Origin of the sequence: Pseudomonas sp. EL_65y_Pfl2_R95, from assembly GCF_963971045.1 — a bacterium.
GTDB lineage: Bacteria > Pseudomonadota > Gammaproteobacteria > Pseudomonadales > Pseudomonadaceae > Aquipseudomonas.
On record NZ_CAXAOV010000001.1, the window covers coordinates 1,020,135 to 1,046,577 of the forward strand.

At 55.6% G+C, this 26,443-nt stretch carries 31 protein-coding genes; 12 read left to right on the forward strand and 19 right to left on the reverse strand.

The features are described from left to right. Positions 1–51: 51 nt before the first annotated feature. Positions 52–333, reverse strand: a complete 282-nt coding sequence (locus AACY09_RS04815; protein WP_339486366.1) for a hypothetical protein — start codon at positions 331–333, stop codon at positions 52–54. A 389-nt stretch (positions 334–722) separates the two neighbouring features. On the opposite strand from AACY09_RS04815, the gene AACY09_RS04820 reads away from it, so the two are divergent. Then, positions 723–929 (forward strand): hypothetical protein, encoded by a 207-nt coding sequence (locus AACY09_RS04820; RefSeq protein ID WP_339486367.1) that lies wholly within the window; start codon positions 723–725, stop codon positions 927–929. Between the two features lie 76 nt (positions 930–1,005). On the opposite strand, the gene AACY09_RS04825 is transcribed toward AACY09_RS04820, so the two are convergent. After that, positions 1,006–1,590 carry a YajG family lipoprotein gene (locus AACY09_RS04825; protein WP_339486368.1) on the reverse strand — a complete coding sequence of 195 codons (585 nt, stop codon included), beginning with the start codon at positions 1,588–1,590 and terminating at the stop codon, positions 1,006–1,008. 175 nt (positions 1,591–1,765) lie between these two features. On the opposite strand from AACY09_RS04825, the gene AACY09_RS04830 reads away from it, so the two are divergent. Together AACY09_RS04830 and mqo are read left to right on the forward strand one after the other, a co-directional pair. After that, on the forward strand, positions 1,766–1,999 hold the full coding sequence (locus AACY09_RS04830) for a hypothetical protein (RefSeq protein WP_339486369.1): 234 nt from the start codon (positions 1,766–1,768) through the stop codon (positions 1,997–1,999). Positions 2,000–2,468: 469 nt separating this feature from the next. After that, positions 2,469–3,980, forward strand: a complete 1,512-nt coding sequence (gene mqo / locus AACY09_RS04835; protein ID WP_339486371.1) for a malate dehydrogenase (quinone) — start codon at positions 2,469–2,471, stop codon at positions 3,978–3,980. Positions 3,981–4,050: 70 nt separating this feature from the next. Here mqo and AACY09_RS04840 read toward each other — a convergent pair whose 3' ends face one another. Genes AACY09_RS04840 through AACY09_RS04850 form a run of 3 tightly spaced genes read right to left on the reverse strand, consistent with a single transcriptional unit; the run spans position 4,051 to position 5,314 of the window. Then, positions 4,051–4,407 carry a PilZ domain-containing protein gene (locus AACY09_RS04840; protein WP_339486373.1) on the reverse strand — a complete coding sequence of 119 codons (357 nt, stop codon included), beginning with the start codon at positions 4,405–4,407 and terminating at the stop codon, positions 4,051–4,053. 59 nt (positions 4,408–4,466) lie between these two features. Beyond that, entirely contained in the window at positions 4,467–4,889 is a 423-nt protein-coding gene (locus tag AACY09_RS04845) for a DUF4124 domain-containing protein (RefSeq protein ID WP_339486375.1), read from the reverse strand. A 50-nt stretch (positions 4,890–4,939) separates the two neighbouring features. After that, positions 4,940–5,314, reverse strand: a complete 375-nt coding sequence (locus AACY09_RS04850; protein WP_339486377.1) for a tetratricopeptide repeat protein — start codon at positions 5,312–5,314, stop codon at positions 4,940–4,942. Between the two features lie 129 nt (positions 5,315–5,443). Here AACY09_RS04850 and AACY09_RS04855 point away from each other — a divergent pair, with 129 nt between their 5' ends. Together AACY09_RS04855 and pyk are read left to right on the forward strand one after the other, a co-directional pair. Next, positions 5,444–6,253 carry an outer membrane assembly lipoprotein YfiO gene (locus tag AACY09_RS04855; RefSeq protein WP_339486379.1) on the forward strand — a complete coding sequence of 270 codons (810 nt, stop codon included), beginning with the start codon at positions 5,444–5,446 and terminating at the stop codon, positions 6,251–6,253. A gap of 169 nt (positions 6,254–6,422) precedes the next feature. Next, entirely contained in the window at positions 6,423–7,874 is a 1,452-nt protein-coding gene (pyk, locus tag AACY09_RS04860) for a pyruvate kinase (RefSeq protein ID WP_339486381.1), read from the forward strand. Positions 7,875–8,052: 178 nt separating this feature from the next. Here pyk and AACY09_RS04865 read toward each other — a convergent pair whose 3' ends face one another. The 3 genes from AACY09_RS04865 to AACY09_RS04875 are packed head-to-tail and all read right to left on the reverse strand — an operon-like array spanning position 8,053 to position 10,920. After that, on the reverse strand, positions 8,053–8,823 hold the full coding sequence (locus AACY09_RS04865; protein WP_339486383.1) for an enoyl-CoA hydratase: 771 nt from the start codon (positions 8,821–8,823) through the stop codon (positions 8,053–8,055). Positions 8,824–8,861: 38 nt separating this feature from the next. Next, the gene (locus tag AACY09_RS04870) at positions 8,862–9,800 is read right to left on the reverse strand and encodes an iron-sulfur-binding ferredoxin reductase (RefSeq protein ID WP_339486385.1); all 939 of its coding nucleotides are present in this window, start codon (positions 9,798–9,800) and stop codon (positions 8,862–8,864) included. Then, positions 9,793–10,920, reverse strand: coding sequence for a GGDEF domain-containing protein (locus tag AACY09_RS04875; protein ID WP_339486387.1), 1,128 nt, complete (start codon positions 10,918–10,920; stop codon positions 9,793–9,795). The genes AACY09_RS04870 and AACY09_RS04875 overlap by 8 nt, the downstream gene beginning before the upstream one ends. A 210-nt stretch (positions 10,921–11,130) precedes the next feature. Between AACY09_RS04875 and AACY09_RS04880 the strand changes: the two genes are divergently transcribed. Then, positions 11,131–12,654 carry a fumarate hydratase gene (locus AACY09_RS04880; RefSeq protein WP_339486388.1) on the forward strand — a complete coding sequence of 508 codons (1,524 nt, stop codon included), beginning with the start codon at positions 11,131–11,133 and terminating at the stop codon, positions 12,652–12,654. A gap of 70 nt (positions 12,655–12,724) precedes the next feature. Here the strand turns inward: AACY09_RS04880 and AACY09_RS04885 are convergent, their stop codons facing one another. From AACY09_RS04885 to AACY09_RS04920, 8 genes are all read right to left on the reverse strand, one after another. Next, on the reverse strand, positions 12,725–13,039 hold the full coding sequence (locus AACY09_RS04885) for a ribbon-helix-helix domain-containing protein (protein ID WP_339486390.1): 315 nt from the start codon (positions 13,037–13,039) through the stop codon (positions 12,725–12,727). A gap of 72 nt (positions 13,040–13,111) precedes the next feature. After that, positions 13,112–13,693 carry a DJ-1/PfpI family protein gene (locus AACY09_RS04890; RefSeq protein ID WP_339486391.1) on the reverse strand — a complete coding sequence of 194 codons (582 nt, stop codon included), beginning with the start codon at positions 13,691–13,693 and terminating at the stop codon, positions 13,112–13,114. Positions 13,694–13,824: 131 nt separating this feature from the next. Further along, a complete protein-coding gene (locus AACY09_RS04895) occupies positions 13,825–14,445 on the reverse strand; it encodes a DUF2846 domain-containing protein (protein WP_339486392.1) in 621 nt (206 codons plus the stop codon). A 95-nt stretch (positions 14,446–14,540) separates the two neighbouring features. Further along, positions 14,541–15,698: a phospholipase D-like domain-containing protein gene (locus tag AACY09_RS04900; protein WP_339486393.1), complete on the reverse strand. Its 1,158-nt coding sequence runs from the start codon at positions 15,696–15,698 to the stop codon at positions 14,541–14,543. Beyond that, positions 15,698–15,868: a hypothetical protein gene (locus AACY09_RS04905; protein WP_339486394.1), complete on the reverse strand. Its 171-nt coding sequence runs from the start codon at positions 15,866–15,868 to the stop codon at positions 15,698–15,700. Before AACY09_RS04905 ends, AACY09_RS04900 begins: the two co-directional genes overlap by 1 nt. 115 nt (positions 15,869–15,983) lie before the next feature. Next, complete coding sequence (locus tag AACY09_RS04910; protein WP_339486395.1) at positions 15,984–16,316, reverse strand: amidase; 333 nt, start codon at positions 16,314–16,316, stop codon at positions 15,984–15,986. Further along, positions 16,313–17,440, reverse strand: coding sequence for a serine hydrolase domain-containing protein (locus AACY09_RS04915; protein WP_339486397.1), 1,128 nt, complete (start codon positions 17,438–17,440; stop codon positions 16,313–16,315). Before AACY09_RS04915 ends, AACY09_RS04910 begins: the two co-directional genes overlap by 4 nt. Positions 17,441–17,588: 148 nt before the next feature. Further along, positions 17,589–18,482 carry an acyl-CoA dehydrogenase family protein gene (locus AACY09_RS04920; RefSeq protein ID WP_339486398.1) on the reverse strand — a complete coding sequence of 298 codons (894 nt, stop codon included), beginning with the start codon at positions 18,480–18,482 and terminating at the stop codon, positions 17,589–17,591. Positions 18,483–18,665: 183 nt separating this feature from the next. Here AACY09_RS04920 and olsB point away from each other — a divergent pair, with 183 nt between their 5' ends. Both olsB and AACY09_RS04930 read left to right on the forward strand, forming a co-directional pair. Further along, on the forward strand, positions 18,666–19,418 hold the full coding sequence (gene olsB, locus AACY09_RS04925) for an L-ornithine N(alpha)-acyltransferase (RefSeq protein ID WP_339486399.1): 753 nt from the start codon (positions 18,666–18,668) through the stop codon (positions 19,416–19,418). A gap of 115 nt (positions 19,419–19,533) precedes the next feature. Further along, positions 19,534–20,322, forward strand: a complete 789-nt coding sequence (locus tag AACY09_RS04930) for a lysophospholipid acyltransferase family protein (RefSeq protein WP_339486400.1) — start codon at positions 19,534–19,536, stop codon at positions 20,320–20,322. Here AACY09_RS04930 and AACY09_RS04935 read toward each other — a convergent pair. Beyond that, positions 20,319–20,903 (reverse strand): acyl carrier protein phosphodiesterase, encoded by a 585-nt coding sequence (locus tag AACY09_RS04935; protein WP_339486402.1) that lies wholly within the window; start codon positions 20,901–20,903, stop codon positions 20,319–20,321. The genes AACY09_RS04930 and AACY09_RS04935 overlap by 4 nt on opposite strands. A gap of 210 nt (positions 20,904–21,113) precedes the next feature. Between AACY09_RS04935 and AACY09_RS04940 the strand changes: the two genes are divergently transcribed. The 3 genes from AACY09_RS04940 to AACY09_RS04950 are packed head-to-tail and all read left to right on the forward strand — an operon-like array spanning position 21,114 to position 23,729. After that, positions 21,114–21,428: an ArsR/SmtB family transcription factor gene (locus tag AACY09_RS04940; protein WP_339486404.1), complete on the forward strand. Its 315-nt coding sequence runs from the start codon at positions 21,114–21,116 to the stop codon at positions 21,426–21,428. A gap of 46 nt (positions 21,429–21,474) precedes the next feature. Beyond that, positions 21,475–22,659, forward strand: a complete 1,185-nt coding sequence (locus AACY09_RS04945; RefSeq protein ID WP_339486405.1) for an MFS transporter — start codon at positions 21,475–21,477, stop codon at positions 22,657–22,659. Between the two features lie 20 nt (positions 22,660–22,679). After that, the gene (locus AACY09_RS04950; protein ID WP_339486406.1) at positions 22,680–23,729 is read left to right on the forward strand and encodes an alkene reductase; all 1,050 of its coding nucleotides are present in this window, start codon (positions 22,680–22,682) and stop codon (positions 23,727–23,729) included. A 61-nt stretch (positions 23,730–23,790) separates the two neighbouring features. Here the strand turns inward: AACY09_RS04950 and AACY09_RS04955 are convergent, their stop codons facing one another. Beyond that, complete coding sequence (locus tag AACY09_RS04955) at positions 23,791–24,645, reverse strand: ATPase (protein ID WP_339486407.1); 855 nt, start codon at positions 24,643–24,645, stop codon at positions 23,791–23,793. 369 nt (positions 24,646–25,014) lie between these two features. On the opposite strand from AACY09_RS04955, the gene AACY09_RS04960 reads away from it, so the two are divergent. Beyond that, on the forward strand, positions 25,015–25,314 hold the full coding sequence (locus AACY09_RS04960) for a hypothetical protein (RefSeq protein ID WP_339486408.1): 300 nt from the start codon (positions 25,015–25,017) through the stop codon (positions 25,312–25,314). A gap of 19 nt (positions 25,315–25,333) precedes the next feature. On the opposite strand, the gene AACY09_RS04965 is transcribed toward AACY09_RS04960, so the two are convergent. After that, the gene (locus tag AACY09_RS04965; protein ID WP_339486409.1) at positions 25,334–26,326 is read right to left on the reverse strand and encodes an NAD-dependent epimerase/dehydratase family protein; all 993 of its coding nucleotides are present in this window, start codon (positions 26,324–26,326) and stop codon (positions 25,334–25,336) included. Positions 26,327–26,443 lie beyond the last annotated feature (117 nt).

The following is a 26,443-nucleotide window of genomic DNA, read 5'->3' on the forward strand; positions in this document are numbered from 1 at the left end:
AAAGGCAGCCTGATGGCTGCCTTTTTTATACATCCAGCCAAAGAGCAATATCTACAACTGGGTGCTGAACTCAGATAGCAGCAAGCCCGCCGCCAGCGCGATACTGCCGAAGCTGTAAAAGAATTTGTTCACCCGCTGAGTCGGTGGATCAATCGAGACTGACTCAGTGACCACCTCGCTATCACCCGCCAGCAGACGCGCAAGCGCCCGTTGCTCACGGAGACGAGTCATCACCAGCAACAGCCCGCCAATCAAGGCAAAAAAAAGCGCCAAGGCATTTAGCGTTCGCCTTGGATACGCGGAAAAAAACGACCACAACAACTGCACGAACATCAACATCTCCACATCAGATTGGTGCATCCGACGGCTGGGCGCACCAGCAAGGGGACAAAACACGTCCGCATTGCTAAAAAAACCTAACCCAAATGGCCGTATTGGCGTTGAACTCAGGGCAAGTTCACGCCCAAGGCCCCTGCACATCACGGATTTATCGACCCAGAGACCACATTGTGAAACCGGGCACTGCGCCAAGAAGGCCGAAATAAAGCAGCCCATTTTACGCCAGCCACTTGCTTAGATGATTAACTTCCGACGAATGCAGGCTCAAGAGCAAAGCTGTCTGAAAACCGTCATATAACTGGCCTAATGTTTGAATTCTGTTTGTCAGCCACCCACGCAATACTGCGTGGTGCGCCTCCTAGGTTAAAGAAGAGGAAATTGTCATGCTCAACCCACAACCTGTTGACCACGATTACATGATCGAATCGCTGGACGAAGTGGACGCTGTGATCGACGAACTTTCTTTCAATGTCCAGGACAATCACTGGTTGGTGTACTGCTCGATGGGCGGCCACGAACATTACGATCTGCCTGATATCGATATGCACACCGGTTTCAGCCTCCCTGAAATGTACGATGAAGCGGCTTGAGCGCAGCCAGCCTTAAGTAGTCACCCAGCAAAAAGCCCGCAAAAGCGGGCTTTATTCATTGCGCGAAACTAAAGCTCTATTGAGCCAAAATTTGGCCAATGGTGGGGTCTTTAAAGGCGCGAGTCAGCGCATCGCTAAGTACATCAGTCACCAGTTTGGTATTGGTTTCCTGATTCGGCGCAGTGCCAGAGCGCTGGTTTAGCGAAGCACCGTAACGACCTGTGTAGCGACGGCTGCTGTTTTGCACCTCTGCGCGAATGGTGGCGCCAATATCAGACTCATTGACGAACATATTGTCCTTCGGCGACTGGAACTTCAGCTCGGCCAAGGTCAAGGTCAAGGTCGGTGCATTGACGGCATTGGCAGTCGGCGTGAAGCCCAGTAGACGCACGGCCGCTTCGGCTTGAGTCTGCAGCTTGGGCACAATCGAATTGGCCGACACAGAGATCGAACTGGTTTCAGGGTACAAACCACCTCGCGTGCCCAGAACTGGAGACGGACGACCATCAACCACGCGAACCACCACAGGTTGCCCATGACCAACGGCCGTGAGCGGCCCGGTCAACTTCGGGTCCGGATTAAGTTGTTGTGGGCTGAGTGCGCAGCCAGCGAGTGTCAGGCTGGCTGCAGCTAACAGACCAATAAACAGGCGGTGCAGCATGCTCGTTTCTCCCTAAATTGATACGCAAAAAAGTTGCCGGCAGTATAACCAGCCAGCGAGTGCGCTAACAGCTCCAAAGATTGAGACTGTAAAAGGATGGTGCTGGTTCCTGTAATGGCCTTGTCATGCGTATATGGGATAAGACTTTAGTCTTTGATAAAGCGGGGTTTGAGCCATGTCATTATTAGCTTCGTTGTTCGCACCACGTCACCCAGTGCGTACTTTTGCTTTGCTCGATGGCCACGGTATTTGCCGTGCATTCAAGCAGGCAACTCAAGCCCCGTCAGGCCTTGGCTGGATTGAAGTGAACGAGCAGCGCCTTAACTGGCTGAACAATCCACTGCCTGCCTGCGCCAGAATTGCACCGGTCGTCACATACTCAAATCGGAAAAAACCGTTGGCCGCCTGACCGATGGAAGAATAAAAGTCACACAAAACAATCAATTTTCCCGCTTTCGCCTTATAATCGCGCCCCGATTATAAGGACGCCTCCTGATCGGCCTCGCCGTCCCGCTGATGCTTGAGCCATCGGCAATGCCCACAGAGAGTCGCCCACTTCGCACCCCTACTTTGGCTGCAATCCATTGGTTGGTCGTGCAACAATGCCTGCATTTATGCAGCACCTGTTGACCGTGCAACCCATTACCGGCCAAACAGTGACGCGAACTTTTGAGGTTCACGACTCCAAAAGAGCGTGAAAAAAATGGTTTTAACAACTTCACAAGAGTGTGGCGAAAATATGAACAGCATTGCGTGCGGCAAACGCTCTGTTATCACTCAACCCCAAACCTGTGGAGACTTCAGCAACAGCTGACCTGCGGAGTTTCACGCGAAGGCTCTTGAGCCGTGATTTGGGTGCTGATTTTGGAGAAGTGGTAATGGCGCAAAACGATTACGAAGCAGTAGATATGGTGCTTGTCGGTGCCGGCATCATGAGCGCGACTCTAGCCGTGCTTATGAAAGAACTCGACCCGACCATCAAGCTTGAAATTGTTGAACTGATGGACTCTGGAGCCGTTGAAAGCTCCAACCCTTGGAACAACGCAGGTACAGGCCACGCAGGGCTGTGTGAGCTTAACTACACGCCTGAGGCGGAGGATGGCTCGATCGACATTAAGAAGTCGGTCAGCATCAATACCCAGTTCGAAGAGTCCAAGCAGTTCTGGGCCTATTTGCTTGAGCAAGGCAGCCTCGGCTCGCCGAAAAGCTTTATCAATCCAGTGCCGCACTTGAGTTTCGTGCGCGGTGAGAAAGGCATCGCTTTTCTGAAAACCCGCTTCGAAGCGCTGCGCAAGCATCATGCCTTTGAAGACATGGAATACACCGAAGACCGCGAAACCATGGCGCAGTGGATGCCACTGATGATGCCGGGCCGCGACCCGAACGAACGCAATGCCGCCACCCGTGTAATGGCCGGTACTGACGTTAACTTCGGTGCCCTGACCAAACACTTGCTCGACCACCTGGCCAAACAACCCGATGCAGCGGTCAAGTGCAACCAGAAAGTCACAGGGCTTGAGCGCAGTGGCGACGGCTGGCGAGTCAGCATCAAAAACATGAAAGACGGCAGCAACCGTCAGCTCCAAACCAAGTTTGTCTTCCTTGGTGCTGGGGGCGCGGCTCTGCCGTTGCTGCAAAAATCCGGCATCCCAGAAGGTGATGGCTTTGGCGGTTTCCCGGTCAGCGGTCAATGGCTGCGTTGCGACAACCCGGAAGTGGTCAAGCATCACCAGGCCAAAGTCTACAGTCAGGCGGCTGTTGGCTCACCGCCGATGTCGGTGCCACACCTTGATACGCGCGTAGTCGACGGCAAGAAATCGCTGCTGTTCGGACCTTATGCCGGGTTCTCGACCAAATTCTTGCGTCACGGCTCCTTAATGGACCTGCCGTTGTCGGTGCGACCGAATAATATCGGGCCGATGCTCGCCGTTGCCCGCGATAACTTCGACCTGACCCGCTACCTGATCAAAGAAGTCCTGCAGTCGGAAGAGAAACGCTTAGAAACCCTGCGCGGCTTCTATCCAGAACTGGACCCGGCTGACTGGCGCCTTGAAGTCGCTGGCCAGCGCGTGCAGATCATCAAGAAAGACCCTAAGCGCGGCGGCATTCTGCAGTTTGGTACTGAACTGGTTGCTGCGGCTGACGGCTCTCTCGCGGCCCTGCTGGGCGCATCCCCTGGGGCGTCAGTCACGGTTTCGATCATGCTTGATCTAATCCGTCGCTGCTTCCCTGAGCAGGCGAAATCCGAGCAATGGAGCAACAAGCTCAATACAATATTCCCAGCGATGGGAGATGTACTGGCGACTGATGCTGAGCGTTATCGTGAAGTTCAGGCGCACTGCGACCGACTCCTGCAACTCACTGAGCCGGAAATGGCTGCAGCTGAGTAACATGAGTCATAAAAAAGCCGCCTTCACCGGCGGTTTTTTTTTGCCCAATACAATACTGGATTGATAGCGCTCAGGCAGATGCCGAAAGCGGATGAAAACTGAAATAGATGCGCAATGCCTCAACCATTTCAGTGTATTCAGCGGGCGGGGCAATCAACGAGAAACCCGAGTCATAACAGCCGGGGGTGACATCTTCATGGGACCACTGACAGGTCGCCGTAAAGTCAATGAAACAGGGCTTTGATTGGCCAGGGAGTTTAATCCGCATATCAAAGCGCCCGCCCACCAACATCGGCAGTTGACTGACCAACAGCATACCGTCGAAGGATACATTGCCTATATAACCCATAGGCTTGTCCGTCACACGGTTATATACCTTCAAATAGTAAGGTAATTGATGGCGCTCAATGTGTCGCTGCATTGGCATGATGGCATATCGCTATGTTTTGCCACTTAGTATGGCTGTAGTTGTGCATTTAGACCAGCTCACTGACAACCACTGGAAATTCTTTCACGCAATTGAGCACGGGCAGTATCCAGTTGTTCATCACTGTAGTAAGTCCGTTCGCCATTAGCCTCAACCCGATAATAACGTCGACCTTCGGGCATTTGCGCAAGACTGCTGCGTAACTTCTGGCATTGAGCATCACGTTCACTGTTACGTTGCACCGATGCCGCTGCGGCTTCAGCCTGCTCTTGGCGGCGCGCATCATAAAACCGTTCAGCGCGCTGTTCACTATTGCGGGTAGCCTGATCGCGCTCGACCACCTGGGGTCGGACCTCAACCGCAGTAGCGCCCTGCCCTGTTGGCCGCTGATCAAAATGAACCTGCCCATTGGCGTCGGTCCATCGATAAATCTCTGCCACCGCCATTCCCGGCAGCAGTAACAAACAGAGTAACAACCGCATACGTTCCTCACCCGACCGCATTGAGACTGCCGCTAAGTAACGCCCCACCGTCAGAGTGCGGTATGAGGCGTGCTTGCCGCAGGCGTTGAGACTTTATGCCCTAGCTCGCTCAGCGTTTGCAAGCGGGCTTGCGCACGGAACGCATACTCGCTCGCCGGGTAACGGCTAATGATGAACTCATAGGTTTGCGCCGCATCGACGAATAGGCTCTGACGTTCGAGGCACTGGCCGCGCAGCAGTGAGATTTCCGGTTGGATGTAGCGCCTTGAGCGGCTGTAGCGTTCTGCTTGTGACAACTCCAGCATCACCGCCTCACAGTTGCCTTTGTCATAGGCCTCGTAGGCGCTGTTCAAATGGCGATCAAGCGCCCAGCGGGTACAGCCCGACAGGGTCAGCAACAGCGCCATCACTAATAGGGTTCGCATACATTCTCTCCTTCAATGAAGAGTCTATCGGCACACCAGGCAAAAGCTACAGTCCGAACCTCTGATGGGTATTACCCATAAAAGCTCCTCTCTATGCTGCAGCCTTCAATCGATCGACAAGGAAGCACAATGCAGCCTAGGCGCTTTGTCCCACATCTGCTCGCGGGCTGCTTGGCGATCAGCGCTTGCGCACCCACCACGCCATTATTTATAGCTCAAGTCACCACCGGTGAAGTGGTTGAATACAAAGCCCTTAAAGCCAAACGCATGACCGCTGCAATTGAAGAAGAAGGCGACCTTCTGACCTACAGCGCGCAAGCCATCCGTGATGTAAAAAGCCTGCAAGCCGAGCAGTTATATTTATCGGGCTACCGGGACCACAACCTCAGCGACGAGATTCGCGCCTTTGCCCTGTATCAAATCGCCCTGATCTACATGAGCCGCTTCAACGACCAGCGTGATGACACCAAGGCGCGAGACTACTTGCTGCAAATAAACCGTGAATTCCCCAGCAGCCAAGCGGCGCGGCGCGGTCGCAGCCACCTGTCGATTATTGAGCAGCGTGCGGCCCACGAGGTGCAAAAAAACGCGCGCGAGCGGCTCGAACACTGGCAACCGCAACTTGATCTGGACCTCAACAAGCCCAGTCTCGACACGGATATGACCCTGCTATCACGCCGCGCTGTCTTAAAAGACCGTGCTCCTGAAGCCGAAGCGCTCTACCAGCTTGCCTTAAAGGACCCAGGCGTGCCCCTAGAGATCAAACACAAAGCCCTCTACCAGATGGCCTTGATGTACCAGGCTCCCGATAATCCACGGGCAGACCGAGACAAATCAATCGCCTACCTGCGCCAGCTGCTCCAGCAACAACCTGACCCCAAGCTGCGGCATAAGGCCGCCGTACACCTTGATCGCGCACTGAACCTCAGCCCACCCTAGCCCGCATCAAGCCGTCATGTTCTTCAACTACCCTGTTCAAGGTAAAAGGCGCACGCTTTACTGCGTAACCAACCGGTGACAGATAAATAAGCGGGTAGTGCAGATGAACAATGACTACAGCCGCACAGCGTAGTAGCCTCCCAGCCAGCTTCAACTCAGGAGTCTGTGCATGACCTTTCGTCGTACTAAAATCGTTGCCACCCTTGGCCCATCCAGCAACTCACCAGAGGTGCTTGAACAACTGATTCTCGCAGGCCTGGATGTCGCCCGCCTGAACTTTTCCCACGGCACACCAGATGAGCACAAGGCCCGCGCCAAGCTGGTTCGCGAGCTTGCTGCCAAACACGGCCGCCATGTAGCGCTGCTAGGTGACCTGCAAGGCCCTAAAATTCGTATCGCCAAGTTCGCCAACAAGCGTATTGAGCTTGCCGTTGGCGATAGCTTCACCTTCTCCACCAGCCACCCGCTGACAGAAGGCAATCAGCAAATTGTCGGTATCGACTACCCCGATTTGGTCAAAGACTGCGGCGTGGGCGACGAGCTATTGCTCGACGACGGCCGTGTGGTCATGCGCGTTGATTCTGCAACAGGCGATGCCTTGCATTGCTCAGTGCTCATTGGCGGACCGCTCTCCGACCACAAAGGTATCAACCGTCGTGGCGGCGGCTTGACTGCGCCAGCATTGACTGAAAAAGACAAAGCCGATATCAAACTCGCTGCCGAAATGGACCTGGACTACCTCGCCGTCTCGTTTCCGCGTGATGCCTCTGATATGGAATACGCACGCCAACTGCGTGACGAATCGGGCGGTACTGCCTGGCTGGTGGCCAAGATTGAACGGGCTGAAGCCGTTGCCGACGACGAAACCCTCGACGGGCTGATCCGCGCCAGTGATGCAGTGATGGTTGCCCGTGGAGACCTCGGCGTAGAAATTGGCGACGCCGAGCTGGTGGGTATTCAGAAGAAAATCATCCAGCATGCGCGTACGCACAACAAGGCTGTCATTACTGCGACGCAGATGATGGAGTCGATGATTCAGAACCCGATGCCAACCCGTGCTGAAGTCTCAGACGTGGCCAACGCCGTGCTCGACTATACCGACGCCGTGATGCTCTCTGCAGAAAGCGCTGCAGGTGCCTACCCGCTCGAAGCCGTTCAGGCGATGGCGCGTATTTGTGTCGGCGCCGAGAAGCATCCAACCAGCAAAACCTCGAAACACCGCATGGGTGAGCGTTTCCAGCGTTGCGATGAGAGCATTGCACTGGCCGCGATGTACACCGCCAACCACTTCCCGGGGGTTAAAGCGATCATCGCCCTGACTGAAAGCGGCTACACGCCACTGATCATGTCGCGGATTCGCTCATCCGTTCCGATCTACGCGTTCTCCCCGCACCGTGGCACGCAAGCACGCGCCGCCATGTTCCGCGGTGTTTACCCTGTCCCCTTCGACCCCGCTGAACTGCCACCCGAGCAGGTTAGCCAAGCAGCCGTCGATGAACTGCTCAAGCGCGGCGTTGTTGAGCAAGGTGACTGGGTAATTCTGACCAAAGGCGATAGCTACCACACCATTGGTGGCACCAACGGCATGAAGATTCTGCATGTCGGCGAAGCACTGGTCTAAGCCTCGTAAAAAGCCCACCCGAAGCACCCTGACGCCCGATGCTCTGCATCGGGCATTTTGTTGTGAGTCTGCTTAGTCAGTGTCTGTCTCACTTCGCACTGCTGCCGTTGCTGTTCGCTACCGGAGCAGCAGAAAGCGCTGAAAATGCCTTCCCTCACCAATAAGTTCCGGCAGCCCTCTACAGGTTCGAGAAATCAGGCTTACGCCGCTGCATAAAGGCGGTCATGGCTTCCCGTGCTTCAGGCGAGTGCAGGCGTTGGCTGAACAGTTCCCCTTCTTCGATAATGATCTGGCGCAGCTGCTCGCGGTCGGGGGCGCGCATCAAGCGCTTGCTGTCTACCAAAGCTGTAGGCGGCAGTGAACCGAAACGCTGCGCCATATCATGTGCCTTGGCCAGGGTTGCGGCGCTGTCGTGCAGCGCTTGATTCGCAATGCCCCAAGCCGCCGCCTGCTCGCCACTGAATGCGCTGCCCAAGAGCAATAGTTCGGTGGCTTTTGCCTGTCCGAGCAAGCGCGGCAGAATCATGCTGGAACCGTATTCAGGACAAAGTCCCAAGCTTACAAATGGCATTTTCAGTGTGGCATCGCGGCTGACATAAACTAGATCGCAGTGCAGCAGCAGCGTCGTACCAATGCCCACGGCGGGACCACACACAGCGGCGATCGCGGGCTTGGAGAAGTCAAAGAGCGCCTGCATAAACATGAACACTTCACTGTTCAGCCCGCTGGGCGGCGCTTGCAGAAAATCGGCAACGTCGTTGCCACTGGTGAAACACTCATGCCCGCCGGTAATAAGCAAACTACGAACGCTGGCATCTTGATCGGCCTGATTGATTGCATCAGCCATGCGCTTGTACATGGACCGGGTCAATGCGTTCTTTTTCTCGAGGCGATTCATGCGCAGAATCAGTACACCGCCTTCGCGCTCAGTCAATACGTGCTCGCTCATGCGAACTCCTGGTAACAGTCCGCAAGCGCATCAAGCGACTAGGCGTGCGGTAAGAAAAGGTCAGAAAATGTCTGATTGCGCGGCACGCCTGCCATATACAAGCTGCGCGCAAATAACTCGACACTGCCGGGTTGCCCGCAGATTAAGGCGAGAGTTTGCCGGGAGACAAGCCGCAGTTGCGCCAAAGCCGCGGGCAACTCAGCCGCGCTAACTTGCTGTACTTCCAGCAATGGCGTGCTGTCTTGCAGGTCTCGCAGGGCTTCACCCAGGTACAGCGCCTGGACATCATGGGCGCTGTGAATAAGCCGGATCTTGCCTTGATGATTGTGCTGCAAGGCGTCGCGTAACACGGCATACAGAGGGGCTAGCCCAGTACCAGCGGCCAGCAAAATCAGTGGCCGGTCGTGCCAGTCAGGCTCGTAATGCAGTTCGCCACCACTGACCACACCCACATGCAGATGCTCACCGACCTTGAAGTGGCGCGCGGCATCGGCAAATGCGCCGCTGTGCCGGCAATCGATATGAAACTCCAGCCAGGGGTCAGCATCAGGCAGGCTCGCGAACGAATAGGGCCGGGCAATACCCTGCGCAGACCAGAGCAAGGCATGCTGGCCTGCACGGTACATGACGGGCTTGTCCGGTATAAGGCGCAGTCGCAATACATCCGTACTGATCCAATCGCATGCGCAGAGCGTTGCGCGAGTGGCCTGCTTCCCCGGATCATAGAGCTCAATACTCAGGTCACCCACAATCTGACACTGACATGCCAGCCGCCAGCCTTGCGCACGGCTTTGGGCGTCCAAGGCCTGAGGCTGGTTGTCCTGGGGTTCTCCCGTCACGCAGCGCACGATACAGGCGTGGCAACTGCCCGCCCGGCAGCTGTAAGGCACCTTTATGCCGTTATCAAGCAAGCTATCGAGAAGGTTTGCAGCAGTTGCGACCTTTACCACCTGGCCTGCCGCACGTAACTCAGGCATCTGCGCCCGCCCACGCAGCGGCACAGCGGTTGCGACCGCTGCGTTTGGCCTGGTAAAGCGCTTGGTCAGCACTGTGAAGTGCTTCGTCGAGGTTGTCGTCCATATTCAGCAAGGTCATGCCTATTGATAAGCTGAGATTACTCACCTTTATACCTAAAGGCTCAGCTCGGCTAAAGGCCTCACGCAAACGTTCACAACAGGCGACAAAATGATCCGGCTCAGTGTTGGGCAATAACAATACAAACTCTTCCCCACCATAACGCGCGACCACATCCCCATCACGCAGACAGGTCTGTGCCACGCTGGCGAACGTCTGCAACACCCGGTCACCGCTAGCATGACCATAGACATCGTTGATCCGCTTGAAGTGATCCAAGTCAATCAAAGCTAAACCGTGCTGGTGCCCCCTGCGCAAGTTGGATAGCTCACGGGAGGCGATATTGAGAAAGTGCCGGCGGTTGAATAAGCCGGTAAGTTCATCCGTCGAGGCAAGATCCTCAAGCTGACGCATCATCCCGCGCAGAGTGTCTTGGTGCGCCTGCAGTGCGAAACGTCGCTGGCGCATACGTTGGCGCATGCTATGCACGTAGCTTGCAAACAAACTCAGCCACGCCAATGCCACGCTGAGCACGCAAACCTCCAGCACTGCCAGGCCCGGCTTGGTTAATTTGAGGTTGTAGGCATCAACTAGATTTACACCCGCAAAACCGATAAATGCCAATATGGCGCACCGCACAAATACCTTCGGCCGCAGCTGGAAAACCCCAAACATCAAAATAAGCACATACATGACCAGCATCGGTCCACGTGCATCGTCCAGCAGGGCAAGGGTCAGGGTTTGCAAGACCAACCCGACCAGCACTTGCGGCTCGGTCAGGCTGGGATCTTGAAACAGCAGGTTGCGGCCTGAGACAAATAAGCCAAGAAATACCAGCTGACTGAGTACAACAGCGCCAACAAGCAGTAGAAAGTTGCCCAGTGGTATTGATAACTGGTTGTACTTGAATGCAATGGCGCCAAGGGCAATTGCCAGAAAATAGGTAAAGACAGCCATGCCAAAGCGTTTCAGCATAAGGCTCTGCAGGGTGCGGCTAGCAAGGACTTGAGCACTGTTGCTCATGGATTCCATCCCATAAAGGCATCTTGCCACTACTGTACCTTTAACTCTGTAAACTAACTAGCAGCGGATGCGCAGAATCTACTGCACATCAGGCAGGTGCCCGCTAGCCTGACAGCGCGCTATACTACGCGCCCTTTTTTACCGTACGCACACCGGATAACTGTATCGGTGCACCCATCAAGTTCCTGCCCAAATAAAGGAGCGCCAAGCATGACCGTGATCAAGCAAGACGATCTGATCCAGAGCGTTGCAGACGCCCTGCAGTTCATCTCCTATTATCATCCCGTTGACTTCATTCAAGCGATGCACGAAGCCTATCTGCGTGAAGAGTCGCCGGCTGCACGCGACTCCATGGCTCAGATCCTGATTAACTCGCGCATGTGTGCGACGGGCCATCGTCCGATCTGCCAAGACACCGGCATTGTCACCGTGTTTATCCGCGTGGGCATGGATGTACGCTGGGATGGCGCGACCATGGGCGTTGACGACATGATCAACGAAGGTGTGCGCCGCGCCTACAACTTGCCTGAAAACGTATTGCGCGCCTCAATCCTGGCCGACCCGGCTGGCGCTCGCAAAAACACCAAAGACAATACCCCGGCAGTTATTCACTTCTCTATCGTCCCGGGCGATAAGGTTGAGGTCGACGTGGCAGCCAAAGGCGGCGGCTCCGAGAACAAGTCGAAAATGGCCATGCTCAATCCATCCGACTCGATCGTTGACTGGGTACTCAAAACCGTTCCGACCATGGGTGCTGGCTGGTGTCCGCCAGGCATGCTCGGCATTGGTATTGGCGGCACGGCTGAAAAAGCCGCGGTCATGGCCAAGGAAGTGTTGATGGAATCCATCGACATTCACGAGTTGAAAGCTCGCGGCCCGCAAAACCGTATCGAAGAAATTCGGCTTGAGTTGTTCGAAAAGGTCAACCAATTGGGCATCGGTGCTCAAGGCCTTGGCGGTCTAACCACCGTACTCGACGTCAAGATCATGGATTATCCAACCCACGCAGCCTCGCTGCCGGTGTGCATGATTCCTAACTGCGCCGCCACCCGTCACGCCCACTTCGTGCTCGATGGCTCGGGTCCTGCGGAGCTTGAAGCGCCGTCGCTGGATGCTTATCCAGAGATCGTTTGGGAAGCCGGTCCATCGGCGCGCCGGGTTGACCTCGACACCCTGACCCCTGAAGACGTGCAAAGCTGGAAACCGGGTGAAACCATCTTGCTAAACGGCAAGATGCTTACCGGTCGCGATGCGGCGCACAAGCGCATGATCGAGATGCTCAATCGTGGCGAAGAGTTGCCGGTGGACCTAAAAGGCCGCTTTATCTACTACGTTGGCCCGGTTGATCCGGTGGGTGACGAAGTTGTAGGGCCTGCCGGTCCGACCACAGCTACGCGGATGGACAAGTTCACTCGTCAGATCCTTGAAAGTACAGGCCTTTTGGGCATGATCGGTAAATCCGAGCGTGGTCCTACCGCCATCGAAGCGATCAAAGACAACAAAGCGGTGTACCTGATGGCCGTGGGTGGTGCTGCCTATCTGGTGTCACAAGCGATCAAAAAGTCGCAGGTGTTGGCGTTCCCGGAAATGGGCATGGAAGCGATCTACGAGTTTGAGGTCAAAGACATGCCGGTCACCGTAGCCGTCGACACCAAAGGTGAATCTGTGCACATCACAGGTCCGGCGATCTGGAACAAAAAGATCTCCGAAAGCCTGGCGGTCGAGGTCAAGTAACGCTCGCATGAACTGCTGCCAACAAAACGCCCCGACTTGATCGGGGCGTTTTGCGTTACGCAGCCTTGTTTCAGCCTCTGCGCCCAACCAGAGTCAACTCGGTCACGTTAACAGCCTCATTGCTGCGTCGCTGTGCGAGATAGCGACTGCAACTGACCCGCAAGAAGGATGCAAAGTTGACCACTTCACCGCGGTACTCCATCACCTCATCAAAGAGCTTGGTAATCAGTTGATTGGTAGTCATGCCGTCAACTTCGGCAATTTCAGTGAGGATGTCCCAAAACTGATTTTCCAGGCGCAAGGTAGTCACAACGCCACGAATTCGCAGTGAGCGCGAACGTGACTCATACAGAATCGGGTCGGCTTTTACATACAGCTCACACATAGGCTTGCTCTCGTTTTGCACGCAGCAGTTCAACCGAGGCGCGGCCTCGATTGTTCGGTGCCGGCACTGACATTACAGGGTAACTTTAGCGCCCATCAGCATCAAAAAGCCTGCCAACCATGTAGGGTGCGCTGGCCATGCCGGGGCGGTCACCAGATTACCTTCAACGTGGGCATGGTCAGCGGCGATATCCACAAAAGTACCACCGGCCAAGGTCACTTCAGGCGCGCAGGCTGGATAAGCGCTGCACTCACGCCCCTTGAGCACGCCGGCAGCGGCCAGCAATTGTGCACCATGGCAAACGGCAGCAATGGGTTTGTCAGCCTTGGCGAAGGCTTGTATCAACTTCAACACCTCGGCGTTTAGGCGCAAGTATTCGGGGGAACGACCTCCAGGTACGACCAGCCCGTGATAATCCTTGGCTTTTACATCCGCAAAGTCAAAGTTCAGGACAAAGTTATGCCCGGGCTTCTCGCTGTATGTCTGGTCGCCTTCAAAGTCATGAATAGCGGTGCGTACATACTGCCCGCTGGTCTTGTCCGGGCATACCGCATGGACGGTGTAACCGACCATCTGCAATGCCTGAAACGGCACCATCACTTCGTAATCTTCGACGTAGTCACCCACCAACATCAGAATTTTCTTCGCAGCCATGTTTGCATTCCTCGCTTGGTCGTTAATCTCGGCAGCCAGTATCTGCCCCTTGCAGGGTAGACAGGTAATAGCCGATGACTACTTCAAGCAATAATGACAAAGCCTGCAGACAGGGTGAAAAATCCAGCCCGTCAAATACCGATATGCTGCAAAGACTCACCCACACTACGCCAAAAGCTGCGCTGGGGACGCTCCTCAGGCACCTCTGCATCGATCTTGAGCAGGGGTTGAATCTGCCGCGTGTACAGAATCTCAGACTGGGCAACCGAAGCAGGCACTCTTTGCAGAGGGCCATCCCCCATTGCAGGCGCCTCACTCACACCCGGCGGAGGATTAAGCTCGTCGTAGCGAAAAAAATAATGGTTTCCGGCTTCGCTATCCAAACTGAAGCTGGCAATTCTGACAAAGTCCAAGGGCCCGTCTGCAAACCAGGTCCAATAACTGCCGAAGAGTGGCCGGCGCAATTCAATTTTGTAACGTGCGGGGTCGAACTCGAAGGCGAGGTAACCATTACTCGGCAGACTGCCTGTAAGCTGGTTATTCAGAAAAACCCCGGGTGCCTCAAGTTCTTGATCAGCCCAATCGCTCTTAGGTCGGTAAATGTAGGCAATCACCTGCTGAGCGTTTTCCGGCTGCTGGGCAATAAATGCGGGGCCCTGGGTATCCGCGAAAAATGCACCGAGCGTTGAGCAGCCGGCAAGCCCAAACCCTATAGCCAATATCAGATTGAGTAAGCAGTAAGGACAGCGCATAACCATTCCCTTTATTGTTATGCGCCGAGCATAGGCTTGCTAAACAGTCACCGCCCCCCAACAAAAGTGCTGCATTTAAATCGCGCCAGCAATCCTTAGCGGCGCCGATCCAGCAGGTTCACCGCCACCCGGTCCAGCCATCCCCATAACCGTTGTTGCACCCGTTTCCACCAGGGTCGGGCCAGCCACAGATCGAGATCGACCTGCCGACTATCGGCGAAGTCAGCTTCAAGACGATCAACAATGGCCAGGGTGAAGGTTTTATCCAAGGCCTCAAGGTTGGCATCAAGGTTAAAACGCAGATTCCAGTGATCGAAATTACAGGAACCAATGCTGACCCAATCATCGACCAGCACAATTTTCTGGTGGGAAAAACGGGGCTGGTATTCAAAAATCTGCACCCCGGCGCGCAGCAGCCGCGGGTAGTAGCGGTGCCCGGCTAAACGCACAGGTTGGTGGTCGGTACGTCTCCCACTCAGCAGCAAGCGCACATCGACTCCACGAGCCGCCGCCTTGCGTAATGCCCTGCGCACCTTCCACGTTGGCAAGAAGTACGGCGTGGCAAACCAGATACGACCTTTGGCGGACTGCAATGCTCGCACCAAGGACTGCAAAATATCGCGGTGCTGTTTAGCATCCGCATAAGCCACGCGCCCGAGGCCGATACCCACCACTGGCGACACTGGCAGGCGCTTGAGTCCCAGTGTCGCTTTAGGTTTCCAGGCAAGGCGCGCGTTGCACGCCTGCCACTGGCGTTCAAACAGTTGCTGCCAATCCTTCAGCACTGGCCCATCGATTTCGACCATCAACTCATGCCAGACGCTTTCCGGGTTATCGGTACACCAGAATGCGTCAGTCACACCGGTGCCACCGATAAATGCCAGGTGCCCATCAACCAATAACAGCTTGCGATGATCACGGTAAAAATTGCGCAACCCGCCGCGCCAGCGGATTGGGTTATACCAGCGCAGTTCTACCCCGGCATCGGTAAGCAACTCACGGTCTGCCTTCGCCAATCCCTGAGCACCATAACCATCAAACAAACACCGCACAGCAACGCCGCGCTGGGCTGCCGCACAGAGACAACGCACCACCTTGTCAGCGCAGGTACCGCTTTCGATCAGGTACAGCTCGAATTCAACTTGCTGTCGCGCAGCGTCGATTGCTTCAAGCATCCGCGGGAAGAACTCCTGGCCGTCGCAGAGCAAGGTAAATTTATTACCCTGGCGCCAATCAAATACGAGCCCCGACATTAGCGTTGAGCCAGGATCGGGACAGCACCAACCGGCGCTGAGCGACTGATAGCCAACAAGCCGGCGCTGTTTAGCAGTGCTTCAAGCCTTATACCCACTCTGCAACCCGCGTCGGCTTGCGCCAGCGGCGCGAGCAGGACGACCTGATAGCAATGATCATCAAGGCGCATAAATCTCCGAATCAAACAATGCGAGAGGCTGAGCAACGCGGCTCAAGCGCAACGATAGCTGCATGAGCACGCCTTGCAAAGCCTCACCGAATACTGACCGTTGATTTTCCCCGCGTTACTCAGACAGAGCAGCTGCTTGAGGCAAAAGCTGGCAACCTTCACGCGCGCCCAGCCACTGCGCTGATTGACTCCTGCCCAAGGCACGTGCCGTGACCCGCTTATTGGCCTCATCATCAACAAAACCACTGAGCGGCAAGTACTGTTTGGCATAGGCGACACAGTAATCCGCCGGGTTATCCATGACATAACGACACGAGCAATACTCTTTTGCCGTGTAGCCGCCGAGAATGCCCGGAAACGCTTGCAAATGCTCACGGTTCAGCCACGCCCAAATAGCCAACAACGCCAACAATACAATTAACAATCGGCTAAGCAGTCGACGGATCATGGTTGCGCCTCCACAAACGCTGCCTGCGTCAACTTGAGCAATTGGTTGTGCTGGTAACTGCCGTCACGATCATCGGCATAGCGCACGACAATCAGCTTTTCGCTGGGGATCACATACAGGCTTTGCCCCCAATGACCAAGTGCGGCGAAGGTATCTGCAGGCGCATCCGGCCACGGTCTGCCAGCGTCGTTAAACCCGAGATTAAGCCACCACTGGCCGCCGGGAATTGCATCATTGGGGTGTTCGGGATTGGGCTGATAGTTGGCAAACGGCGTGAGGTTGAAGTCAATCCAGGCTTTCGGCAATACCTGCTGCTCCCCCCAACGTCCGTCACGCTGCATCAACAGCCCCACCCGCGCGAGATCACGAGCGCTCATGTAGGCATAGGATGAGCCAACAAAGGTTCCGGTCGGGTCGGTTTCCCACACCGCAGAGTTGATACCCAGGGGCTCAAACAACGCTTTCCAAGGGTAATTTTTGTATTCATCAGGGCGGGTCATGCCTTTCAGCGCCGCGGCGAGCATGGTGCTGTCACCACTTGAATAGCGAAATCGCTCCCCCGGCTCGGCATCGCTTGGGTGATTGGCGACAAAAGCCGCCATATCACCGCGGCCACGGGTATAAAGCATGGCGACCACCGAGGATTTCAGCGGCGCATATTCATAGTCCTCTTCCCAATCGAGCCCTGAGGCCCAATTGAGTAAATGGCCCATCTTGATGCCGGGATGCACAGCCATCGGCGGGTAGTAATCCGCCACAGGCGCATCAAGCTTGAAGCGCCCCTGCCCGTACGCCACGCCCAACACCGCAGCAAAGATGCTCTTACTGACAGACCACGTCAGGTGCGGAGTGCTGGCCTTGGTTGGCCCGGCATAGCGCTCATAAATAATCTGGCCGTCACGCACCACCAGCAATGCGTCCGTGCGCACGCCTTTGCGGGTATCGTCATCACGCGCAGGAAAGGCATAGTCCTCAAGTGCGGCAAGTGCCGACTGCTGGCCAGCACTTTGGGTGACGGCTTCTGTCGACCAATCCGGTATCGGCCAATTCTCAGCGTAGGTTGCCACGCTAGTGGTGGCGAGCAGCAGTGCGAAACTCAGCTTGGCTAGGGTTGGAGCGGGCATTGGTGCGCCTCTTATTGATTCGAGGCCGCACACTAGCACGGCAAATATGACCAAAGTAGCGCCGAACGCGCCTGTTTAAGTGACAATTTGGCCCATCGCTGAGCGGCTTGATCCATGCCTTTGGCAAAAATCGGCGCGCCCAAGCCGTTCAGCGAGTAGGCAAAACCACCTGTGCTAGCGCTTTTTGCAGACGCTGTACGCGTGCACTTCGGGCGATCGTCATAAGTGCCTTGTCCCGCTGCCACAGGGTTGCCCAATGTGCATCCCCACTGGCCAATTCCTCGTCCAGTTCTGGGGCCAGAGCCTCGAACTGGGCAAACAAACCGCCAAGCAACACATGAGTGGTTGGCGCATTGGCGCTGCCCCTGCTGACTTCTGTGCAACCACTGAGCAACGCCAGCAAGCGCAACAGCAAATCCGCTGGCCAACCTGACTCTTGGCCAACACCATAAAGCCAAGCACCGACAGCAGCCAATACATGCAGGTCCTCGATGCTGCGAAAGGGTTTTACATAGTCATCCCAACCATCGCCGGGCAGGCGCTCACAGCATGCGTGATCGAGGCTCAATCGCGCATGACTCACATCCGGCATAAACCCCAGCGCAGGCAGTTGCTCAACTCGTACACCCGGCGCCCCACTGCTAACCACTGTGACCGCGACTCGCGGCAGCAGACCATCAGCTTCCTCGCGCGCGGCAACCAACAGCCACTGCGCAGCATCACCTGCGGTGACAAAATCTTTCTGGCCACTGAGGTGCAACTCGCTCAAGCGTGTCTGCATATCCGCAGGTCGCACACTTTTGTTCTCGGTCACGCACAGCGCGCCCAGCGTCCAAGGCGCGGACGGCCAGAGCGCCCGCAGCGCGCCCTGGTAACCGGCAAGAAACGCCAGGCCCGGCGTTGGCGCGAGTCGGCCACCGAGCATAGCTAATTCAAGCGGCGAAGGTTTGGTCAGCTGTTCTAAAAGCGCGCTGTACCAATCTTCGAGCGTATGCCCAGCGGCCATGCGCGGATATGGCTGCAACATTTTATCCCAGAGCATGGGTCGATCCTCTTCCTGTCACCCGTCGCGCGGGCTGGACTGCCCGCGACCGCTGTCACACAAGCATCACTAAAACTTCACAGTGGTGACACTCACCCTACTTAGCCTGAGTCTGCCGAACAAGATTGATCGACTGCAAGGCACAGCGCCAACAAACAGCAGTCGACTTACGGAGAAAAGGTTATGACTCAGGTAGCGCACGACACCAGCAACGCAACCCGCCGCTTGCAAGCTGAACGCTTACTTGGCAGCGCCGCATTGAAAGAAGCTCAGGCCTTGCGCTTTCGCGTATTCAGCCGTGAGTTTGATGCAAAGCTCAAAGGCGCCGAACTTGGTCTGGACATGGATGACTACGACGTTCACTGCAGCCACATTGGTGTACGTGACCTCAACAGCGGTGAACTGGTTGCCACCACGCGCCTGCTCGATCATCAAGCAGCTGCAAGTTTAGGCAGCTTTTACAGCGAAGAAGAATTCAGCCTGCATGGTTTAGCTCATCTGCAAGGCCCGGTGCTGGAAATTGGTCGCACCTGCGTTGACCCGGCGTACCGCAACGGTGGCACTATCGCCGTGCTTTGGAGTGAGTTGGCTGAGGTACTTAACGAAGGCAGCTACAGCTACTTGATGGGCTGCGCCAGCATTCCAATGCAAGACGGCGGTGTTCAGGCACAGGCGATCATGCAGCGCCTAAGGGAGCGTTATCTGTGTACCGAACACCTGCGCGCTGAACCTAAAACACCCCTACCAAGCTTGGACCTACCCGGCAATGTCATTGCTGAAATGCCACCTCTGCTCAAAGCGTACATGCGCTTGGGGGCGAAGATCTGTGGAGAGCCCTGCTGGGACCAAGACTTCCAAGTGGCCGACGTGTTTATTCTGTTAAAACGTGACGAGCTGTGCCCGCGTTACGCCCGCCATTTTAAAGCGGTCGGCTGAACCCAAGCTGCCAGCCTCGCGGTTTGCACCAACTCTAGGTTGATCGGTGAGTGCATGCAGGCGTCCGCGCCTTGTACACTCACGTGTGTTGCCACCTGCCAGCCACGGAACCCACATGATTAAACTGCGCCTCTATCTTCGTCTGTTGCGCTTGCTTGCCGTTATCGCCCTGGGCACCCTGATGGCGGCTGTAATCAGCCTGTGCGAACGGATGGTTAAACATGATTTGATGAGCGTTCGCCAGCGCCTGACTCGCTGGTTTATGGCACGCCTGAGCGCCGCCCTGCCCTTTCGCATCAAGGTCAGTGGCGAGTCACCGAAAACGCCCATGTTGTGGGTCAGCAATCACATCTCCTGGACCGACATTCCATTGCTCGGCATGATTGCGCCGCTGTCGTTTCTGTCCAAAGCTGAAGTACGCAGTTGGCCGGTCGCGGGTTGGTTAGCGCTGAAGGCTGGCACCCTGTTTATTCGCCGTGGCGCCGGTGATAGCACGCTGCTCAATCAGCAGCTCAGCCGTCACTTGCAGTTGTCGCGCAATTTATTGATGTTTCCGGAAGGCACCACCACCGATGGTCAGGCTGTTCGGACCTTCCATGGCCGCTTACTGAGCAGCGCCATTGAGACTTCGGTTGCACTGCAGCCGGTGGCGATTCGTTATTTGCGCAATGGCGAGCGTGATGAAATCGCCCCGTTTATTGGAGATGACGACATGCTTTCTCACTTGTTGCGTCTGCTTCATAGCGACGTCGCACAGGTGGAAATTCAATTGTTAGCCCCTATCGACAGTAGCGGCTTGAACCGCAATGCGCTGGCCCGGCAAGCGCAGGCAGCGATCACCGGCGCATTATTTGGCGCCAGTGCAGCGCCCGTCACAGAAGAGAGTGAACTCGAAGCTGCCTAAGGTTTATTGGCCAACTGGCCAGCGACATAGGCTTGCAGCTGCGGGTAAAACTGCTGGAAATCATCCATGAGCGGCTCATACAGCTGCTCCAGTTCGCGCATCGAGCCATCCAAACCTTCGGGCCGCGACAACCGTCGCTGCATACCGTAGATGACCTGCTCCAGCACGCTGAAGTCAGTGTAACTGCCGAGCCAGTCCTGCTCGGCCATACGCGGCGCAATGTAGGCCAGGCGCCCCGGCAGCTCAGCCTCGTCAGTCAACACCCGATAAACCCGATCGGTAAACTGAGCCAAGGGCTCGTCGCTGAACTGCGCCCAGTTCAACGCCAAACAATGATCAAAGAACACATCCAGCAAGATGCCCGAATACCGCCGGCGTGCCGAAGGAAAACGCGCTCGCGCCTGGAGCTGCAACGGATGGCTGTCGGTAAACATGTCGATACGTCGATGCAGACGGATAGCCGCTTCGATATCAGTTGGCCACTGACCCGCCAGCGGACCTTTGACAAAATCGCCGTAAAGACTGCCCAGCAATTGGGCTGGCGCGTTACCACCAAGGTGGAGATGGGCAAGATAATTCATCGCTAAAGCTTACCTGTTATTGACGCGTTGCAATATTGGCAGGTGTTTATAACGGCCCCATGCCCGTGTTGACCGGCTGTGGGCTGTTTATCAGCGGTGTTGATGAAGAGTATTGCTACAAACGATCTGTATATCGTGCAAACCCGATATAAAGTTCGTTTCAAGCCGATACCAATCGATCAGTGCTATGCCGATCACGGAGTTAACCAGATGAGCACCCACAAACAACTCGACATCGATGAAATCGTCAAAGCGTTGGCTCATCCCGTTCGCCGAGACATTTTGACCTGGCTGAAAACCCCTCAGCTGTATTTTGCTGACCAAGATCATCCCCTGGAAATTGGCGTGTGTGCCGGCCAGATAGATCAACGCACCGGGCTTTCCCAGTCGAGCGTATCGGCTCACCTGCGCACGCTGCAGCAAGCCGGTCTGATCAGCAGCAAGAAAGTTGGACAGTGGCACTTCTTCAAACGCGATGAACACACCATCCGAACCTTCCTCGACCAGCTCAGCAAGCAGCTTTGATCGAATCAGTTTTTTAATTCACATTCTTAACAATGGAGCCGCGGACATGCCCATCGCGCTAATCGTTCTTGCTTTATCTGCGTTTGCCATTGGCACCACAGAATTCGTGATCATGGGCTTGCTGCCTGAGGTCGCAACCGACTTATCCGTTTCAATCCCCGGCGCAGGTTGGCTGGTTACCGGCTACGCATTGGGTGTGGCCATTGGCGCCCCGATCATGGCCTTGGCAACCTCTAGCTGGCCGCGTAAAGCCGCGCTGATGACGCTTATGAGTATCTTCATCGCCGGAAACCTGTTCTGCGCATTGGCACCTGATTATCAAATGCTGATGGCTGCCCGCATCGTCACCGCACTGTGCCACGGCGCTTTCTTCGGGATTGGCTCGGTGGTGGCCGCCAGTTTGGTTCCGGCTAATCGCCGCGCCTCCGCGGTCGCACTGATGTTTACCGGTTTAACCCTGGCCAACGTGCTTGGCGTACCACTGGGCACAGCCCTTGGACAAATGGCTGGCTGGCGCTCGACCTTCTGGGCCGTCACCCTGATTGGCGTAGTCGCCTTGATTGGCTTGTGGCGCTACCTGCCGAATCAGAAAGATGCTGAAAAGGCAGATCTGCGCAGTGAAATCCGCGCGCTTAACAACTCTCGATTGTGGCTGGCGCTGAGCACCACCGTGTTGTTTTCGGCCTCAATGTTTGCACTGTTTACCTACATTGCTCCACTGCTTGGCGAAGTCACCGGAGTATCGCCAAAGGGCATCACCTTCACGCTATTGCTGATTGGTTTGGGCTTGACTCTTGGCAACGTGCTCGGTGGACGCTTTGCCGATCGCCATCTGAAATTCACGCTGATTGCGGTGTTCGCCGCCATGGCGATTATTTCAACGCTGTTTAGCTGGACCAGCCATGCCCTGATCCCTGCAGAGGTCACCTTGTTCTTCTGGGCTGTTTCCGCCTTTGCTGCCGTGCCTGCATTGCAAGTCAACGTGGTGACCTTTGGTGGCGGCGCGCCGAACCTGGTCTCAACCCTGAATATTGGTGCATTCAACGTCGGCAACGCTCTGGGCGCCTGGCTTGGCGGCGTGGTTATCGCCCAAGGTCTGGGCCTCACCAGCGTGCCTTTCGCCGCCGCAGTCCTGGCTGTGCTGGCACTTTTTACCCTGTTACTGACCACGCGTCGTCCTGACGCAGTGACTGCCACTGAACCGACTGCAGCTTTTGCACTCAACGAATAAACCTGCTGGAGAATTAAGCAATGACGACTCTATTTGACCCTATCAAAATCGGCGACCTTGAACTGCGCAACCGTATCATCATGGCACCGCTGACTCGCGCCCGTGCAGATGAACGCCGGGTACCGAATGCCTTGATGGCCGAGTACTACGTCCAGCGCGCCAGTGCTGGCCTGATTATCTCAGAAGCCACCGCTGTAACGCCCATGGGTGTCGGTTACGCCAACACCCCAGGTATCTGGTCTGACGAGCAGATCCGCGGCTGGAGCAACATTACTCAAGCCGTCCACGCCAATGGCGGCAAGATTGTCCTGCAACTGTGGCATGTAGGCCGAATTTCTGACCCGAGCTTCCTCAACGGTGAAGCGCCAGTGGCGCCGAGCGCAATCGCTGCCAACGGCCACGTCAGCTTGCTGCGTCCGCTGCGCGATTACCCAGTGCCGCGCGCCCTGGAAACCGAAGAGCTCGACGACATTATCGAGGCCTATCGTCAGGGTGCAGAGAACGCAAAAGCCGCGGGGTTTGATGGCGTAGAAATTCACGGGGCCAATGGCTACCTGCTCGACCAATTCCTGCAGGACAGCACCAACAAGCGCACTGACCGTTACGGCGGCTCAATTGAAAACCGTGCACGCCTGCTGCTCGAAGTAACTGACGCGGTGATCTCGGTCTGGGGCGCTGGGCGTGTCGGTGTGCATTTGGCACCCCGTGCTGACTCACACGACATGGGCGACTCACAACGCAGCGAAACCTTCACCTATGTAGCCACTGAGTTGGGCAAGCGCGGCATCGCCTTTATCTGCGCCCGTGAAAAGGCCGCAGACGACAGCCTGGCGCCAAGCCTCAAGCAAGCTTTTGGCGGTGTATTTATTGCCAACGAGCGCTTTACCAAAGCACAATCCAACGAGTGGCTGGCAAGTGGCAAAGCCGATGCGATCGCTTTCGGCGTGCCCTTTATTGCTAACCCTGACTTGCCTGCCCGCTTGCAAACGGATGCGGCACTCAATGACCCGCAACCAGAGACGTTCTACGGTTCGGGCCCGGTGGGTTACATCGACTACCCACGTTTGTAATTCTGATTCATGAATACAAGAAAACCCGCCTAGGCGGGTTTTCTTGGTCTACAACTCAGCATTACTTAGCGTCGATCTGATCCTGCAAGTTACGGATCTGCGATTGAAGGGTGCTGGTGGTGCGCGTGACCTGCGCACGGAAGGCATCAAACTCGGCGGTATTGCTCTTTGCAGCCGGAGCCGGAGTCGGGCGATTATCCAAGGTGCTTTTCAGCACCAGCAACTCATCTTGCAAGTCATTGATGGCTTGGGTTGGGTTCGCAACCTTTTTCAGTCCCTGCACATCAGCGGCAAGGTCCTTAACCTGACCCGACAGCTTGGCTTGCTCACCGATGGAGCCTTTCAACTCAGCCTGAGCAGCAGTCAATGCTGTTTGCTCAACAGCCAGCGCCTTCAATGCTTTACTCAACTCTGCATTGGCATCTTGCTGAGCTTTTAGCGCGCTGCTGAACTCATCTAAACGCTTGGTCAAATCCCCCTGCTGTCCACTGCTGCCGAGCTGCTGTTTATTCAAATCGGCCAACTTGCCTTCAAGTTGTTTGACTTGCAGCTTAAGGGCTTCACTGCCGGTGGTGATATTCGATTCAGTGGCAACCACTTTGCCGGAAATATCTTTGATCCGTCCTGCGGCTTCCTCACTGATACGGGCAAAGCTTTCCTGAGTGGCAACTAACTGCTGCTCCATCAGACTGATCTGCTGGAAGCTCCACCAACCCAGCCCCGCGAAAGCAATCATCAAGGCACCGACCAATGCCCAGAGCGGCCCAGTACTGGCTTTTTTTACCGGGGCAGCCGCGCGGCGCGGAGCGATATCAGCCGCTGGCTCGCGACGTGGTGGCACATACTCCTCTTCCTCACGCGTACCAGCTGACAAGCTAGGCACATCATCAAATTCATCATTAGCATCGTTACGCATGGTTAAACCTTTAAACAAAAAACACTGAAAGGGCCGTAAAGCCTGTGAAACGCAGCGCTGCCGGATAGCGTGGCTTGCTAGGCGGGTTATCAAAGCAACATTGAAGAACAGCAGCCAAACCCATAGTACTGGCGCCTAGTATAACGATTCGCCGAATGGTAAGCAGTTTTGCGCTAAGCCGGTGCAAGGCGCACCGAAGTCGGCCAAGTTCCTAGCAGATCGACCTGCAGGAACCCGCACAGTTCCTCATTATGTGATCTGGTACGCAGCTTGCACGCCCCCAAGTACAGTCAAGCCGCAACGAAGGCGGTGTCTGCCCGTACCAAGTGTCTAAATTAAAAAGAATCTGACAGTTACGAGGGGTGATCAATGGAGTTGAATAAAGCCGTACTCGATTGCATGCAAGGTTTACGTCGGCGCTTGCGCGAAGAGATGTCGATTGATATTCGCCTCAGCCAACCGGACGCGATTAGCGCGATGCTGAGTGCTTGCATCAGCTCGAGCAATGAAGAAACTCGCCTGCTGGGTCAAAGGCTCGCGCAGTTCAGCGATACCCCAAGCGCATTTACCCCGCCAGCCAAACCCGTACAAACCGAAATCTCTCCGCTTAAGCCCAATGCACCAACTGGTTCATTGCGGATGTACCGCGGCCAGCGGGTCTACGCCTGAAACAAGTCAGGCAGTTTGTTTATGCGGGCTGTTGGGCCTTCCACCACAGGCAAAACTCATCAAGGGCAGTCCACAAGCTAACCTGCGGATCGTAGTCGAGCAATTCCCGGGCCCGGCTGATATCCAGCGTAAAATCCTTGGCCATTACCGCAACACCCAAGCGAAACAAACCAGGCTCAGGCTGCCCCGGAATCAACTTGCAGATGCTTTCATTCAGGGCCGCGGCGCTGTAGGCAAGCCCATACGGCATGTGTCGAGTGACCGGCGGCTGGCCCATCTGGCGCAGCACATAATTGACCGCATCCCAGAGCGGCACTGGCGAACCGTTACTGATGTTGTAAACCTTGCCCAAGGCAGGGCCCGCCGCCAGCAAACAACTGAACAAGGCGTCATTTAGGTTATGCACACTTGTAAAATCCACCTTGTTCAGGCCATTGCCGATAATCGACAAACGTCCTTTGCTGTGCATCTTTATCAACCGCGGAAAAATACTGGTATCACCAGCGCCCGTGACAAAGCGTGGGCGCACAGCAAGCACTTCAAGACCAAATTCTTGCGCACCAAACACCTGCTGCTCAGCCAAGTATTTAGTCTTGCCGTAATGATCGGAAAATCGTTTTGGCACTTGTTCTTCGTTGATGTTGAGATGCGACTGACCATCGAAATAAATCGACGGCGAGGATAAATGCACAAGGCGCCGCACCTGCTTTTTCAAACAGGCTTCGATGATGTTCTCAGTGACGACTACGTTGGCCTGATGAAAGTGCTCATACTTGCCCCACACACCCACAGCCCCCGCGCAATGCACCACCGCCTCGACGTCATCACAGAGCGCCAGCGCCAATTCAGGATCATTCAAATCGCCCTGAATAAATTCAGCACCGCGCTTTATAAGATGCTCAACAACTTCGGGTCTACGTCCGTTCACCCTCACCGTCAAACCTTGCTCCAAGGCAAAACGAGCAAAGCGTCCGCCAATAAAACCGCTTGCGCCGGTGACGAGAATTTTCATTGAACACCCTTGGTTATTGTTATCGACTGATGCTGCACTTTATCAGCAAGGGCGGTGAGATAGCGTGTCGCAACATGCCAAAATCACGACCTCTCAGGCCGTAAACAGGCGTGCACT